The 15,125-nt window shown below is 43.9% G+C and carries 8 protein-coding genes and 3 pseudogenes; 7 read left to right on the top strand and 4 right to left on the bottom strand.

Annotation, left to right across the window (positions count from 1 at the left end; genetic code table 11):
* Positions 1 to 60: 60 nt before the first annotated feature.
* From NXX38_RS15855 to NXX38_RS15845, 3 genes are all read left to right on the top strand, one after another.
* Positions 61 to 378, top strand: coding sequence for a hypothetical protein (locus tag NXX38_RS15855; protein WP_074556429.1), 318 nt, complete (start codon positions 61 to 63; stop codon positions 376 to 378).
* On the top strand, positions 378 to 620 hold the full coding sequence (locus NXX38_RS15850) for a sulfurtransferase TusA family protein (RefSeq protein ID WP_074556428.1): 243 nt from the start codon (positions 378 to 380) through the stop codon (positions 618 to 620). The genes NXX38_RS15855 and NXX38_RS15850 overlap by 1 nt, the downstream gene beginning before the upstream one ends.
* 87 nt (positions 621 to 707) lie before the next feature.
* On the top strand, positions 708 to 2,594 hold the full coding sequence (locus NXX38_RS15845; RefSeq protein WP_258981963.1) for a YgiQ family radical SAM protein: 1,887 nt from the start codon (positions 708 to 710) through the stop codon (positions 2,592 to 2,594).
* Between the two features lie 286 nt (positions 2,595 to 2,880).
* On the opposite strand, the gene mfd is transcribed toward NXX38_RS15845, so the two are convergent.
* Positions 2,881 to 6,255: a transcription-repair coupling factor gene (gene mfd, locus NXX38_RS15840; RefSeq protein ID WP_217721530.1), complete on the bottom strand. Its 3,375-nt coding sequence runs from the start codon at positions 6,253 to 6,255 to the stop codon at positions 2,881 to 2,883.
* A 314-nt stretch (positions 6,256 to 6,569) separates the two neighbouring features.
* Here mfd and NXX38_RS15835 point away from each other — a divergent pair, with 314 nt between their 5' ends.
* From NXX38_RS15835 to NXX38_RS15820, 4 genes and pseudogenes are all read left to right on the top strand, one after another.
* Entirely contained in the window at positions 6,570 to 7,313 is a 744-nt protein-coding gene (locus tag NXX38_RS15835; protein WP_148366176.1) for a polyprenol monophosphomannose synthase, read from the top strand.
* Positions 7,310 to 8,650 (top strand): annotated as a pseudogene (locus NXX38_RS15830) (dihydroorotase). The gene NXX38_RS15835 and the pseudogene NXX38_RS15830 overlap by 4 nt, the downstream one beginning before the upstream one ends.
* A 172-nt stretch (positions 8,651 to 8,822) precedes the next feature.
* Entirely contained in the window at positions 8,823 to 9,725 is a 903-nt protein-coding gene (locus NXX38_RS15825; protein WP_258980128.1) for a vitamin B12 dependent-methionine synthase activation domain-containing protein, read from the top strand.
* A gap of 68 nt (positions 9,726 to 9,793) precedes the next feature.
* Entirely contained in the window at positions 9,794 to 10,306 is a 513-nt protein-coding gene (locus NXX38_RS15820; RefSeq protein ID WP_074637383.1) for an RNA polymerase sigma factor, read from the top strand.
* Between the two features lie 72 nt (positions 10,307 to 10,378).
* On the opposite strand, the pseudogene NXX38_RS26950 reads toward NXX38_RS15820, so the two are convergent.
* The 3 genes and pseudogenes from NXX38_RS26950 to NXX38_RS15805 form a co-directional block, all read right to left on the bottom strand.
* Positions 10,379 to 10,423 (bottom strand): annotated as a pseudogene (locus NXX38_RS26950) (hypothetical protein); the annotation flags it as partial.
* Positions 10,424 to 10,934: 511 nt separating this feature from the next.
* Positions 10,935 to 13,804: pseudogene (locus NXX38_RS15810) on the bottom strand (AAA family ATPase).
* Positions 13,801 to 15,054, bottom strand: a complete 1,254-nt coding sequence (locus NXX38_RS15805) for an exonuclease SbcCD subunit D (protein WP_148366167.1) — start codon at positions 15,052 to 15,054, stop codon at positions 13,801 to 13,803. The pseudogene NXX38_RS15810 and the gene NXX38_RS15805 overlap by 4 nt, the downstream one beginning before the upstream one ends.
* Between the last annotated feature and the right edge of the window lie 71 nt (positions 15,055 to 15,125).

Genomic DNA, 15,125 nt, shown 5'->3' with positions numbered 1-15,125 from the left:
TCCGTTTTTCATTTTAAATTCTATCTTTGCTACTATAATAACCTTTAAAACTAAAAAACAATGTATACTATACAAGCAAATCCCAGCGGTACACGCAGCATAGAAGTATCTAATGAAAATTTGAGAACGATTGAAAAATATGCTCTGTTCCGTCATCTTATCGACAGTACCGGTATTGTAGATGAAGCAGTTTTGGATAAGTTGAAACTTAATGTCCGTTCCCTTATCGCCAGCCAGGAGGAAGATAGCAAAGACTTGCTGGACCTTTGTATCGACGTGATTTATCACAATAATATGAAGGCATTCGGCTTGCAACAGCTCATCAAGCTCTATCTTACCTGGCTCTCCAGTCCGGAAGCGGAAGAAGAGGAGGAATAATGATTACGGTAGATACCTGCGGAATAACAGCATACAGTCCGCTGATTCCTGCAATAAAAGCGATGTGCACTGCCTCTCCGGGTGAAACGATAGAGATTATCATGAACCATGCCGATGCGTTTCAGGATCTAAAGGAATATCTGTCCGAGCAAGGTATTGGTTTCCGTGAAATCTATGACGGTGAACAAATGACATTACAGTTCACAATCAACGGGAAGTTAAAAAAATATCCTAATAATTGAAAGAAAACATCCTAATGAACGAAGTGAAACATCTCAATGAATAAAAAAATCATTGGGATGTTTTTTTATTATACGTATCTTTGCGGCATGAAAGAATATCGATTGACCGACTGGTTACCCACTACTAAGAAAGAAGTAGAACTTCGAGGATGGAATGAATTGGATGTCATTCTATTCAGTGCTGATGCATATGTGGATCATCCTTCTTTTGGTGCTGCCGTTATCGGACGCATTCTCGAAGCGGAAGGTTTGAAAATAGCCATCGTTCCCCAACCTAACTGGCGTGACGACCTGCGTGACTTCAGGAAGTTGGGACGTCCACGGCTATTCTTCGGTATCTCCGGCGGATGCATGGACTCGATGGTTAATAAATATACCGCCAACAAACGACTACGCAGCGAAGACGCCTATACTCCGGACGGCCGACCGGATATGCGTCCGGAATATCCTTCCACGGTTTATAGCCAGATACTAAAGAAACTCTTTCCGGATGTTCCGGTAGTCATCGGAGGAATCGAAGCCAGTTTAAGACGGTTGAGTCATTACGATTATTGGCAGGACAAAGTGCAAAAGAGTATTTTGTGCGACAGCGGGGCAGATCTGCTCATTTACGGAATGGGGGAAAAGCCTCTTGTAGACCTGGTGAAGAATATGAAAAGTCTGCTCACCGCTGAAGAACCTGTACTGACAAGCAGCAAATTCAGAACAATTATCGGTTCTGTACCCCAAACAGCCTATCTTTGTCGTGCAACAGAATGGACATCTGCGGAAGATGACCTTCAACTTTATTCACACGAAGAATGTCTGGCAGATAAAAAGAAACAGGCTAGTAATTTCCGACATATCGAAGAAGAATCCAATAAATATTCGGCTTCACGAATCACACAAGCAGTAGGAAATAAGATAGTAGTTGTCAATCCTCCCTATCCTCCGATGAGCCAGAAAGACCTCGATCATTCGTTTGATCTACCATATACCCGCCTGCCTCATCCAAAATACAAAGGGAAACGGATTCCGGCATACGATATGATTAAATTTTCCATCAACATTCACCGAGGATGTTTTGGTGGCTGTGCATTCTGCACCATTTCCGCCCATCAGGGAAAGTTTATTGTCAGCCGAAGCAAAGAGTCTATACTGAAAGAGGTAAAAGAGGTTATTCAGTTACCCGATTTCAAAGGATATTTAAGTGATTTGGGAGGTCCTTCCGCTAATATGTATCAGATGAAAGGGAAAGATGAAGCTATTTGCAAGAAATGCAAACGACCGTCATGTATTCATCCGAAAGTTTGTCCGAATCTAAATACCGATCACCGCCCTCTACTGGATATTTACCATGCTGTGGATGCCTTGCCCGGAATCAAAAAATCGTTTATCGGTAGCGGTGTACGCTATGACCTGTTACTTCATCAAAGCAAAGATGAAGCTATCAACCGTAGCACTGCCGAGTATACCCGCGAATTAATAGTCAATCATGTGAGTGGCCGGTTAAAAGTAGCTCCGGAACACACCAGTGACCGGGTATTATCCGTAATGCGCAAACCTTCTTTTGAGCAATTTGAAACATTCAAGAAGATATTCGACCGTATCAACCGGGAAGAGAATCTGCGTCAGCAACTGATTCCGTATTTTATCTCTTCGCATCCCGGATGCAACGAAGAAGATATGGCGGAGCTTGCCGTTATCACTAAACGTCTGGACTTCCACCTGGAACAAGTACAGGACTTCACTCCTACTCCGATGACAGTGGCTACCGAAGCCTGGTATAGTGGATTCCATCCATACACGCTAGAACCGATCTTCAGTGCCAAAACCCAACGGGAGAAACTTGCACAACGCCAGTTCTTTTTCTGGTATAAACCGGAAGAACGAAAAAACATCATCAATGAGTTGAGACGTATCGGACGTTCAGATTTGATAGACAAGTTATACGGAAAAGGAAAGGACATGGAAAGAGGGAAAGGAAAAAGATAGAATGAAATAAATTATAAATCAAGCATAAGGCATGATTATGAATCAATTATAACTTATGATTCTATTGGCTACTTTTAAGTTAGCGCTCTCCAATTGATATATATTTGATTACCTAGTAAGTTTTCGTTTGACTATAGTCAAACGATAGTTCAATTATTGTCGGGCGTTAGTTCAACTTAAGTCAAACGAAAACTCATTAGGCAATCGAAAAAATAATATAGATAAGAGAAAGAAATAAAAGCTACATAGTGATGAGTTGTTGCCAATAATAGCATCTTCAACTCATTTATGCTTCCTTTACCGGCAAAGCCACAATCTCCTGCAACACACTGACTGCCGTTTCCACATTAGTAACATCCTTAATCAGCATACTCCGTCTGCCGTTCTGTTCACGCAAATCACAACGACGGGTATATTTCATCATATAGTCTATCACTTTACCAAAAGCCTTACTTTGATAGAACGGACTATCCGGATTGGAAACAAAGAACAAGGTCATCCGCCCACCTTTCAGGAAGATTTTCTCTGCACCCAAACGGGCTGCGAGACGGCGTAGAGGCACAATACGGAGTAGTTCTTCCGTTTCCCGGGGAACCGGTCCGAAGCGGTCTTCCAGACGAGCACGGAAAGCTTCCACATCTTTGTCCAATGTCAGTCCATCCAGTTCACGATATAGCAACATGCGTTCGCTGCTGCCAGTTACGTAGTTGGCGGGCAATAATAGTTCGAGGTCGCTTTCTACCTGACACTCGTCTACAAACTCTTCTCCACTAATTTGTCCTTCGCCTTTGATTTCATCCGCATACAACTCTGCAAACTCGTCTGTCTTCAACTCATGGACAGCTTCGGTCAGAATTTTCTGATATGTCTCATATCCCAAATCGGCAACAAATCCGCTTTGTTCGGCTCCAAGTAGATTTCCGGCTCCACGAATATCCAAATCCTGCATGGCAATATGAATACCACTTCCCAAATCACTAAAGTTTTCAATCGCTTGAAGACGTCGCCTTCCTTCGGCTGTCAAACTACCCAACGGAGGAGCCAGCAGATAACAAAAAGCTTTCTTGTTGCTACGTCCTACCCGTCCACGCATCTGATGGAGATCACTCAATCCAAAATTTTGCGCCTGATTGATAATGATAGTGTTGGCATTCGGAATATCAATACCACTTTCGATGATTGTAGTTGCCAAGAGTACATCATAGTCGTAGTTGACAAAATCCAGAATAATCTTCTCCAACTCTGTCGGTTCCATCTGTCCATGTCCAATTGCTACACGGCAATCCGGGATATGACGTTCGATCATCGCTTTCAATTCCGGCAAGTTCGCAATCCGGTTATTGACAAAGAAGACTTGACCGTTGCGGCTCATCTCAAAATTGATGGCATCCGTTATCACTTCTTCATTAAAAGTATGCACTTCGGTCTGAATCGGATAGCGGTTGGGTGGCGGAGTAGAAATCACACTCAAGTCGCGTGCACCCATCAATGAAAATTGAAGGGTACGGGGAATTGGAGTAGCAGTCATCGTCAGTGTATCCACATTTACTTTCAACTGACGCAGCTTTTCTTTGACAGAGACTCCAAATTTCTGCTCTTCGTCCACAATCAACAATCCCAAGTCTTTAAACTGGACATCTTTTCCCAAGATACGGTGGGTACCTATCAGAATACCGACATCTCCCTCTTTCAATCCTTTCAATACAGCTTTGGTTTGTGCGGCAGTACGTGCGCGGCTTAAATACTCCACCCGGCACGGTAACCCTTTCAGACGCTCACGGAAAGTCTGAAAATGCTGGTAAGCAAGCACTGTTGTCGGAACCAAAACGGCTACTTGTTTATTATCGGCAACGGCTTTGAAAGCCGCACGGACCGCTACCTCGGTTTTTCCAAATCCTACATCTCCGCAGACCAGACGATCCATCGGACGGTCACTTTCCATATCCGCCTTGACATCAATCGTCGCCTTGCTCTGATCCGGTGTATCTTCATAAATAAAGGATGCTTCCAACTCACGCTGCAAGAAACTATCGGGACTATAAGAGAAACCTTTTTCCTGACGACGCTGCGAATACAATTTAATCAAATCGCGGGCAATATCCTTGATTTTACTCTTCGTACGTTCTTTCAGTTTCTCCCATGCACCTGTACCTAATTTGTTAAGGCGGGGAGCCTCTCCTTCTTTACCTTTATATTTGGAAACCTTATGCAGGGAATGAATAGAAACGAACACCACATCTTCATTTTGAAACACCAGTTTCAAAACCTCTTGCGTAGTATCACCATTCGGAATACGTACCAAACCGGAAAAACGTCCGATACCATGATCCGTATGCACCACATAGTCTCCCGGAGTGAACTGATTCAGTTCTTTCAAGGATAGTGCCACTTTTCCCGAACGGGCTTTATCACTTTTCAGATTATATTTATGGAAACGATCAAACAACTGATGGTCTGTGAAGATACAGAGCTGCAGTGTGTTATCTACAAAACCTTCGTGAATAGTACGTTCTACGGGAGTAAAATTAATCTTATCACCCCGATCTTCAAAAATCGCTTTGATACGATCTGTTTGCTTCGTGCTGTCACTACAGATATAAAGCGAATAGCCTTTTTCCAGATAATCCTTGAAAGAAGAAGCTACCAGATCGAAATTCTTATGAAAGATAGGCTGGGCAGATGTATTGAAAGTAACACTGACATTGGGCGTTCCGGTCGGTTTATTACCAAATTCCAACCGGCGGAAATCGAGTGCCCGTACAGTAAACTCACTACCGTCTATCAATTTCCCTTCCAATGTAATGCCACCATTCTCTTCGGCCTCCTGAACGGCTATTGCCTGTGGCGTCAGCGCCTCATCGTGTACTACCTGGATTCGTTCGCGCAACCAAAGAAAATCGCGCATCGCCAAGGTAGTCTCTTTCGGGATGAAATCCAGAAAAGAAGTCGTTACGTCACCTGTCACCGCCAAATCGGGAACAATAGACACTCCATCTTTCTTCTCACGGGATAATTGAGACTCCACTTCAAAGGTACGGACACTTTCCACTTCATCACCAAAGAAATCAATACGATAAGGATATTCCGAAGCAAAAGAGAAAACGTCGATAATACTACCGCGAACAGCATATTGTCCCGGTTCATATACGTAGTCTACATATTCAAAACCATAACTATGCAACACATCGGTGATGAAAGTGGTATCCACTTTCTCTCCTACATTCAGCTTCAGCGTTTTATTACTCAATTCCTTGCGCGACACCACTTTCTCCGCCAATGCATCCGGATACGTAACGATACATAATCCCTCTTCCCCCTTTTGCAAGCGGCTAAGTACTTCTGTGCGCAAAATCTCATTGGCCGCATCTTTTTGTCCATACTTGATGGAGCGACGGAATGAAGATGGAAAGAACAATACTCTTTCCGTACCTAATATCTGCGTCAAGTCATGATAGAAATATCCGGCTTCTTCAAGATCACCTAAAATAAATACAAACGGGCAACCACCCTCTTGCACCAGTACAGAAGAAAAAAGAGAAGCGGCGGATGCACACAGTCCTCCGCAAAAAACAGTCTGAACGGAAGTGTCCTTCAACAAGCGCTTCATTACTGCCATATTGGGGTGGGCAGCATATTGTTGTTGCAACTCAGTTATTGTCATACCTATAAAATTTCCCCGCAAAATTACAAAAAAGATTGGGAGTATACACCCAAAGAACAGAAGTATTATAATAAGGTATCTGCCGGACATTACTTAGATGTGGGGCGAGTGCTGTTAAACCGTGGGCTAAACATCCGTGAGCCGTGGGATGAGCACTGCTAAGGCGTGGGCTTACCCCAAGCGAGGTGCGGGCTTAGTTCCGACAACATGCCGTCTTATTCCGAATGGGGGTATGAAACACGTTAAATTTTCCTTAGTTCAGCTATAACTAAAGGAAAAGAACTACTTTTGTTTCTAAATTTTATAGTATCTATATGCAGACATCGGATAGCATTGTAATTATCCCCACCTATAATGAACGGGAGAACATAGAAAATATCATCCGTGCCGTTTTCGGCCTTCCCCAAGTATTCCATATTCTGGTCATAGAAGACGGCTCTCCGGACGGGACGGCAGCCATCGTAAGAAAACTGCAACAAGAATTTCCCGAACGGCTTTTTATGATTGAACGTAAAGGAAAACTGGGACTGGGCACTGCCTACATTACCGGATTTAAATGGGCACTAGAGCACGCATACGAGTATATTTTTGAAATGGATGCAGACTTCAGTCATAATCCGAATGATTTACCCCGTTTGTATCAGGCTTGTTCGGAACAAGGAGGAGATGTATCTATCGGTTCCCGTTATGTCAGCGGAGTGAATGTAGTGAATTGGCCGATGGGACGGGTATTGATGTCATACTTCGCCTCTAAATATGTGCGGTTTATCACCGGAATACCTGTACATGACACCACTGCCGGATTTGTTTGCTACCGCCGTCAGGTATTGGAAACGATCGATTTAGATCATATTCGTTTTAAAGGATATGCCTTTCAGATTGAAATGAAATTCACTGCATCCAAGTGTGGTTTCAAAATCATCGAAGTTCCCGTTATCTTCATTAATCGTGAATTAGGGACTTCTAAAATGAATAGCAGCATCTTTGGAGAAGCCATATTTGGTGTGATAAAATTAAAAGTAAATAGTTGGTTCCATAAATTCCCACAAAAGAAATGAAACGTACACTGATTCAAAATGCCGTTATTGTCAACGAAGGAAGAAAAGTTCTGGGTTCAGTAGTAATCGAGAATGAAAAAGATAGCCGAAATATGGGTCGATGAAGAAAACGCAACTGCCCCCTATGACGAGATAATAGACGCAACCGGATGTTATCTTTTGCCGGGTGCCATCGACGAACATGTGCATTTCCGCGATCCCGGACTGACTCATAAGGCAGATATCACCACAGAAAGTCGTGCTGCGGCAGCAGGAGGTGTCACCTCTATCATGGATATGCCCAATACCAATCCGCAAACTACTACATTGGAGGCTTTGGAAGAAAAATTTATACTGTTGGGTGAAAAGTCGGCTGTCAACTATTCCTGCTATTTCGGAGCAACGAATAATAACTATACCCAGTTTGCACAACTGGATAAACACCGGGTTTGTGGAGTGAAGCTATTTATGGGGTCAAGCACCGGCAATATGCTGGTAGACCGGATGGCCAGTCTGCGTAATATATTCGGTGGAACTGATCTGCTCATCGCTGCTCATTGCGAAGATCAGGGAATTATCAAAGAAAATACGGATAAATATAAGAAAGAATACGGAGACGATGTACCTTTGGCTCTTCATCCGCTCCTTCGTTCGGAAGAGGCTTGCTATCGTTCATCCGAACTGGCAGTGCAGTTGGCACGTGAGACAAACGCCCGCCTGCACATCATGCATATTTCCACAGCTAAAGAGTTGAGCCTGTTTTCTAATGTACCTTTGGTACAAAAAAGATCACGGCAGAAGCCTGTGTTTCTCATCTGCTCTTTACGGAAGAGGACTATCAGACACTGGGTGCCCGCATCAAATGCAACCCTGCCATTAAGACAGCGCAAGACCGGAAAGCTTTGCAAGAGGCTGTCAATAGCGGTTTGATTGATGCCATTGCCACAGATCATGCCCCACACTTACTTAGCGAAAAAGAAGGCGGTGCCTTAAAAGCAATGTCCGGAATGCCAATGATTCAGTTCTCACTCGTCAGCATGTTGGAGTTGACAGAAAAAGGAGTGTTTACTATCGAAAAAGTAGTAGAAAAGATGGCTCATGCTCCTGCGCAGATGTATGAGATACCAAACAGAGGATTCATTCGCAAAGGCTATCAGGCTGACTTGGTATTAGTCCGTCCCGGAAGCGAATGGACGGTAACAACCGATTGTATTCTAAGCAAATGCAAATGGAGTCCATTAGAGGGACACACATTCGACTGGAAAGTAGAGAAAACATTTGTAAACGGACATCTGTTATATAACAACGGAGAAATAGACGAGACTTATCGCGGACAGGAATTGTTCTTTGAGCGATAAATAATATTTCAGGCACGGATTACACGGATTTATTTCACGGTTTTTAGAAATATGACTATATAAAACAACAGCGTAATCCGTGTAATCCGTGCCTAAGAACATCAATATCCTGAAGGAAATCTTGCCTGGCACTACGTTACCGCCATTAAACTCCTATTTAATTGCATAATTTATGATTTTATCTTATAAAATACATACAGTCACTCCCTACATCAACTGGATTTACTTTTTCCACGCATGGGGTTTCCAACCGCGTTTTGCAGCCATCGCCAACATTCACGGATGTGATGCCTGCCGTGCTTCGTGGCTGACAACTTTCCCGGAAGAAGAGCGTAATAAAGCTTCCGAAGCAATGCAGCTATTCAAAGAAGCCAATCGGATGCTCGATCTGCTTGACCGGGATTATGAAGTAAAGACCATCTTCAAGCTTTGCAAGGCAAACTCTGACGGGGATAACCTGATTATTGAGAAAGAAAAAGACCGGTTCATCACTTTTCCTTTACTGCGCCAACAAACGCCGAAAAGAGATGGTAGTCCTTTTCTTTGTCTAAGCGACTTTATCCGTCCGGTTTCGTCCGGCATCCCGGATACCATCGGTGCTTTTGCTTCTTCCATTGATGCGGACATGGAAGGATTGTACGAACAGGATCCTTATAAACACCTGCTTGTCCAAACTCTCTCCGACCGACTGGCAGAAGCAGCAACAGAAAAGATGCATGAATATGTACGCAAAGAAGCATGGGGATATGCCAAAGACGAGAATTTAGGCATAGCGGATTTACTGGTCGAGAAATATCAAGGCATCCGACCTGCTGTCGGCTACCCGTCCTTACCGGATCAATCTGTCAACTTCCTGTTGGATGAACTATTGGATATGAAGCAGATAGGCATCTCACTAACCGAAAACGGAGCTATGTACCCGCACGCTTCTGTTTGCGGACTTATGTTCGCGCATCCTGCTTCCGAATACTTCTCCGTCGGAAAGATTGGACAAGACCAACTCGAAGATTATGCCCGCCGCCGGGGAAAAAGCATCGAAGAAATGTGTAAGTTTCTGGCAGCCAATCTTCAATAGCCTTTATTCTCCTGTGATTTTTCTCCTTTTCTCACGACTAACTAACCAGAAAAGTAATCATAGACTCCATGAGAGAACAAACAACAGAGGTCAGCGCCCCTATTGAGCAAGAGTTTTTGTCGGTGATCCGCGAATATGAACGAGTGATCTATAAGGTATGCTATCTGTATGCCAATCCCAATGCTCCTCTCAATGATCTGTATCAGGATGTGGTATTGAACCTTTGGAAAGCCTATCCCAAATTCAGAAAAGAATGTAAGGTTTCCACCTGGATTTACCGTATTGCCCTCAACACCTGTATCAGCTTCTATCGTAAAGAAAAGAATGTGCCGGAAATAGTCAGCCTCACCAAAGATACCGACTGGGCCATAGAAGCACACGACCCGATCAACGAAATGCTGAAACAGCTCTATCAGATGATCAACCAACTGGGACAGCTCGACAAATCAATTATCCTGCTTTATCTCGAAGACAAAAGTTACGAGGAAATAGCAGAAATCACCGGACTGACGGTTACCAATGTAGCGACCAAACTAAGTCGTATCAAAGACAAACTTAAAAGAATGAAAAAGGAGGAATAAGATATATGGAACTGGAAGAACTGAAAAAATCTTGGAATGCCCTGGATGAACACTTGAAAGACAAAAAGTTCATTAAAGAAGAAGAGCTTGAAAAGCTGATAAGGCATGCGGACAAAGGTATCCACGCCATTGCCAGCCTGAACATCAAGCTTATTCTGATTTCTCCGCCGATACTGATCTTATTTTTAGCGGAGGTACTGTTGCACAACAGATTGAACCCGATCTATATCATTATCATTTTCGCATGGATTCCTGCTCTTTGCTGGGATATCGTCACCACCCGTTTCCTCCAACGGACACAAATAGACGAGATGCCTTTGGTAGAAGTAATCAGCCGCGTGAACCGTATCCATCGATGGACCATCAGGGAACGATTGATTGCTATCGCCTTCCTCCTAGTCCTGGCTATACTTTCATTTATCTACTGGCAAGTGTGGCAATATGGAATGGGTATGATAGTTTTCTTCATCCTGTTATGGGGTGGAGGACTGGGCCTGATCTTATGGATTTACCGCAAGAAGTTCTTAAATCGTATCCACGAAATCAAGAAGAATTTAAGCGAACTGAACGAATTAATGTAAAAGAATCTAAGCTGAATAATTCATATACAGTAGGCTAAGGAGTGTGCTTACCCCACCACGGTAAGCACACTTTTTCCATTCACTTTTTTATGTACCTGCACCTGAACAGAAATCCGTTCACTCATCTCCTGCACATGAGAGATGACTCCTATTTTCCGTCCCTGCATCTGTAATTGCTCCAATGCTTCCATGGCTGTACGCAAACTTTCCGCATCCAAAGAGCCGAAACCTTCGTCAATAAAAAAGAGATTCAACTTTCAGATTATTACTTGACAAGGAAGACAAACCTAAAGCTAGTGCCAAAGAAATCAGGAACGATTCACCTCCGGAAAGAGAGTATACAGTCCGTATTTCATCACACATATCGCAATCTATTACCTGAAGTGCCAACGTATCGGGCACCTGTTGTAGCTTATAACGTTTAGAGAGATAAGATAAATGTTTATTGGCATGGAAGCAGCAGCAAATTCAAAGTGTAACTTTGAGCAATCACTTTAAATTTCGCCCCATCCGCACTGCCAATCAGTTTATTCAATTTTGCCCAACGTTCGGCAACCGTCTGTTTCTCTGCCAGTTCCTTCGCAATCTGTTCCACAGTCAGTTTATTCTTTGCTTGTTGTAGCAGGCGGGCTTCCATGGTAGAAAGGGCACGTTCGACATTCATATTTTCTTCTTGTTGCTTCTTTATTATTTCGGGAAGCAGTTCGGGAGACTCTATCTTTTTATACTGTTCCTGCAACTCTCCTATAGCCAGTGCAATTTGCTTCATCTCTCCTTGCAAACCGGAGAGCCGGTTGTGTACCGCCTCTACTTCTTTACGCGCTTTCTCCAAAGCGAGATTCAGCTCTTTCTCTCTTTTTGCTACGACAGCTTCCGCTTCATCCGCACTTTTTCCTTTCAATAGCTGCGAACGTTCCTGACGAAGCACATTCAGCGCTTTTTCTATCACTTCAAATCTCTTTAGCTCGGCCGAAGCAGCATTCTGTAAAATTACCAGCTGTTCTTTGGCTGACGATACTTTCTGCATAGCCAAACGACAGAGAGAAACATTCTCACGGAGGGCTTCACAATGTGCACGCATCTTTTTAATTTCTTCATCGCCGCGCTGCCATTCTGCGTAAAGATTGCGATATTCCAAAATACGTTCTGCCAGTTCCGCCAAACGATGTTGTATCTGCTCTTCGTTTCCGGCTTCAATCCCTGCTTTATATAATGTTGCCAACTGTTCTCCGATTTGTCCGTCCACCGTTTTTTGATGTGCCAAATCACGTTGCAGGGCAATGCTCCGGTTATTCATCTGCTGACAGTTGGCTGCTGCTGCATTATACTCCTGCTCTATACTCCGGAAAAGAGTATCTACCACCTCCTGCCCCTGATGATAAGGATGCGCTGTGCTTCCGCAAACCGGACAAGCCTCCCCTTGCTGTAATTGTCGGCGCAATGCTTTTACATCTTTTCCCACTGCCATACGTGCATTTTCGTAAAGACGTTGAGTAACTTTCAATGCGGTTTCTTGCTCCGTCAATTGTTTCAGACAATCGGCCACTTCTTTCTCCAGCCTTTCTATTTCCGTCTTTGCTTTCGTCTGCGTTTCTGTTAATTGCCGGATATTCTGCTGACGAGTCAACTCTTTTTGCAACTTCACCTGTTCTTCGGCCAATAACGGATATCCGAAAGAATTTAAGCGCAATAAACGTTCCTCATTCGTACTTGTAGCGGCAGCCAGTTTGCTTTCTTCTTGCCGTAGAATCTCTTCCACCTGTTCAAGTTGCAGTGCTTCTTCTATCCCTACATGGCTTAATAAGCGGTTCAGAGAAGAATAAGACACCTGTAATTGTTCCGCAGCCACCCGCATTTTTTGTTCCTGCTCCGCCACCTGCCTATTAGCCGCCTGTAAAATCTGCTGCGACTGTGTATAACTGCTTTGCTGTGATTGTATCTGTACATCCAATTGACGTGCTTTCTTCAAGTCCGGCTGTATGGCCTCCCATTGTGCCTTAAAATGCACCAATCCTTCCTCTTGGGAAGCTAATGCACCCTGCAGTACTTTCTCCCTGGCCTGTTCCTCCTGTTCTTCCTGCAGCTTTTTCTTCCAAAGTTCTTCCTGTATTTTTAATGAACGAACCACATTCAGTTGTTCATTCTGTTCTGCCAGCAGTTTAATCCCTACTGCACGCTTTTCAGTCGATAGTTCTTTCTCTTTTTGCAGAGCAAGCAGCTCTTCTTCCGGCATCAGTTCGATCACATTCATTCGATTCTGAATCAAGGTCACCTCTTCTTGTGCCGCCTTATTCCGGGCATAAACCTCTTGAGAAATCCGGGAATAAACACCGGTTCCTGTCAACTTCTCCAGTAATTCTGCTTTCGCCGCCCCTTTTGATTTCAGAAATGTAGCAAAATCATTTTGTGCCAATAATACTGTACGGGTAAACTGTTCATACGTCAGGCCAACCAACTCCACCAACTGAATCAACAACTCTTTCTTGGTACCTTGAAATTCTTTCTCCGTATCCAATTCTTTCACTTCCAGCGTTTGTGGCTGCAAAGAACCGTTTATCTTGTTTCTTGTCCGCCTCACCGACCAACGAGAACGGTAACGCCGTCCGTCAATACCTAAAAAATCTACTTCCGCATAACCATCACTTGTCCCCCGGCGCAACAAATTTCTAACATCAGACTGATTAATCTGATTATCTCCCACATCTGCCAGGTTCACATTTTCCACTGAAGTAGCGAAGCGGGGAGCCTTATCATACAATGCCAGACATAAGGCATCTAATAAAGTAGACTTACCTGCACCGGTAGGTCCTGAAATGGCAAATATACCTGCAGAATGTAATGGTTCTGCCATAAAATCCACTTCTACCGTCCCTTCTATCGAGGTCAGATTCTTCAATCGTATAGCTAGTATTTTCATTCTTCTTCCTCCTCTTCTTTACGGGTAGCAGCCAAATAGGCCTCTTCAAACAAACCTGTCAGTTCTACAGGCATTTCCACCTGATAAATCTTCTCAAAGGCAGACTGTGCAATCTGTAAGGGAGACATCTCCTGCAACCCCCTCTTCCAGTTTTCATTTTCTTTCACCGTATTTCCGATATCAGTGTGATAGGTAGAAACAATACGCGCCAACCGATAGTTTTTATCTGCCAGTGCCTCTTCAATCTCCTGTCGAAGCATGGGTTCCGGTTCCTCCAACAATACCTTTACTTCCAGATATGGGGCTACGGCTTCTGTCTCGGGTAGTTCCTTCAAGGCTTTCAAGATAGCTTCCGGTGAGACGGGTTCTCCATTCGGCACACTCACCAAAGGTATTAATTTCGGGCATTCCAACCGTTCAATATCCACCGCACAGCCTCCGTCGAAAGTCACCATCACGACTCCATGATGATAATGTTTCTCGGCAAAAGACATCGGAATGGGGCTTCCGGCATATCTCACATTCTCTCTTCCGGACACTCGTTGCGCTTTATGTATATGTCCTAATGCCGTATAAGCTATCTGTTCGGAAAAAGCTTCCGGAGATACACACTCCAACCCGCCAATCACGGTACGCTCGCTATAATCCTTCTCTGCAATCTCCGATCCTGTGGCCTGCAAATGACCGATGGCAAGAATCGCCTGATTCTCCGTCCTTCGCTTCCATAATCTTTGCAAAAGTTGTGCATAAAGTTCGCGAACTCCTTCCGCATACGGATTACCTTCCGTTTGCACGGCCGGATAATCTCCCTGACGCAGAAAAGGAACTGCCATGCAAAGCAATTCTACTTCCCCTTGCCGGTTCTTCAGTTCTACAGTCAGATGGTCATAATCGATCTCTCCGCCTTCGAGCTTGCGAACTACCCCTCTGACTTCCGTCCGCATAGCTTGCAACAGAGGCAAAGGAGCTTCCAGGCGTGCTGCCGAATCATGGTTGCCGGCAACAATGACAATCTGCAAATACGGATTCTCTGCTGTCACCCGATAAATAAACTGATAATACATGCTTTGGGATGCAGCGGAAGGGTTGGAAACATCAAAAACATCTCCGGCTATAATCAATGCATCAATCTCTTTCTGACGAATTTCTTCTGCCAGCCAATTCAGGAATACTTTATGTTCTTCCGTGCGATCATAACCAAAAAAGGTTTGTCCTAGATGCCAGTCGGCAGTATGCAATATACGTATCATAATTTTGTAACTATCTCTAATAACAAGAGGCAAAAATAACACAATCGAAAAGATTATATCACATCTGCCCC

The organism is Bacteroides sp. BFG-637 (genome assembly GCF_024793605.1).
In the GTDB taxonomy this organism is placed as follows: domain Bacteria; phylum Bacteroidota; class Bacteroidia; order Bacteroidales; family Bacteroidaceae; genus Bacteroides; species Bacteroides vicugnae.
This window is presented reverse-complemented; position numbering and strand designations above follow the sequence as displayed.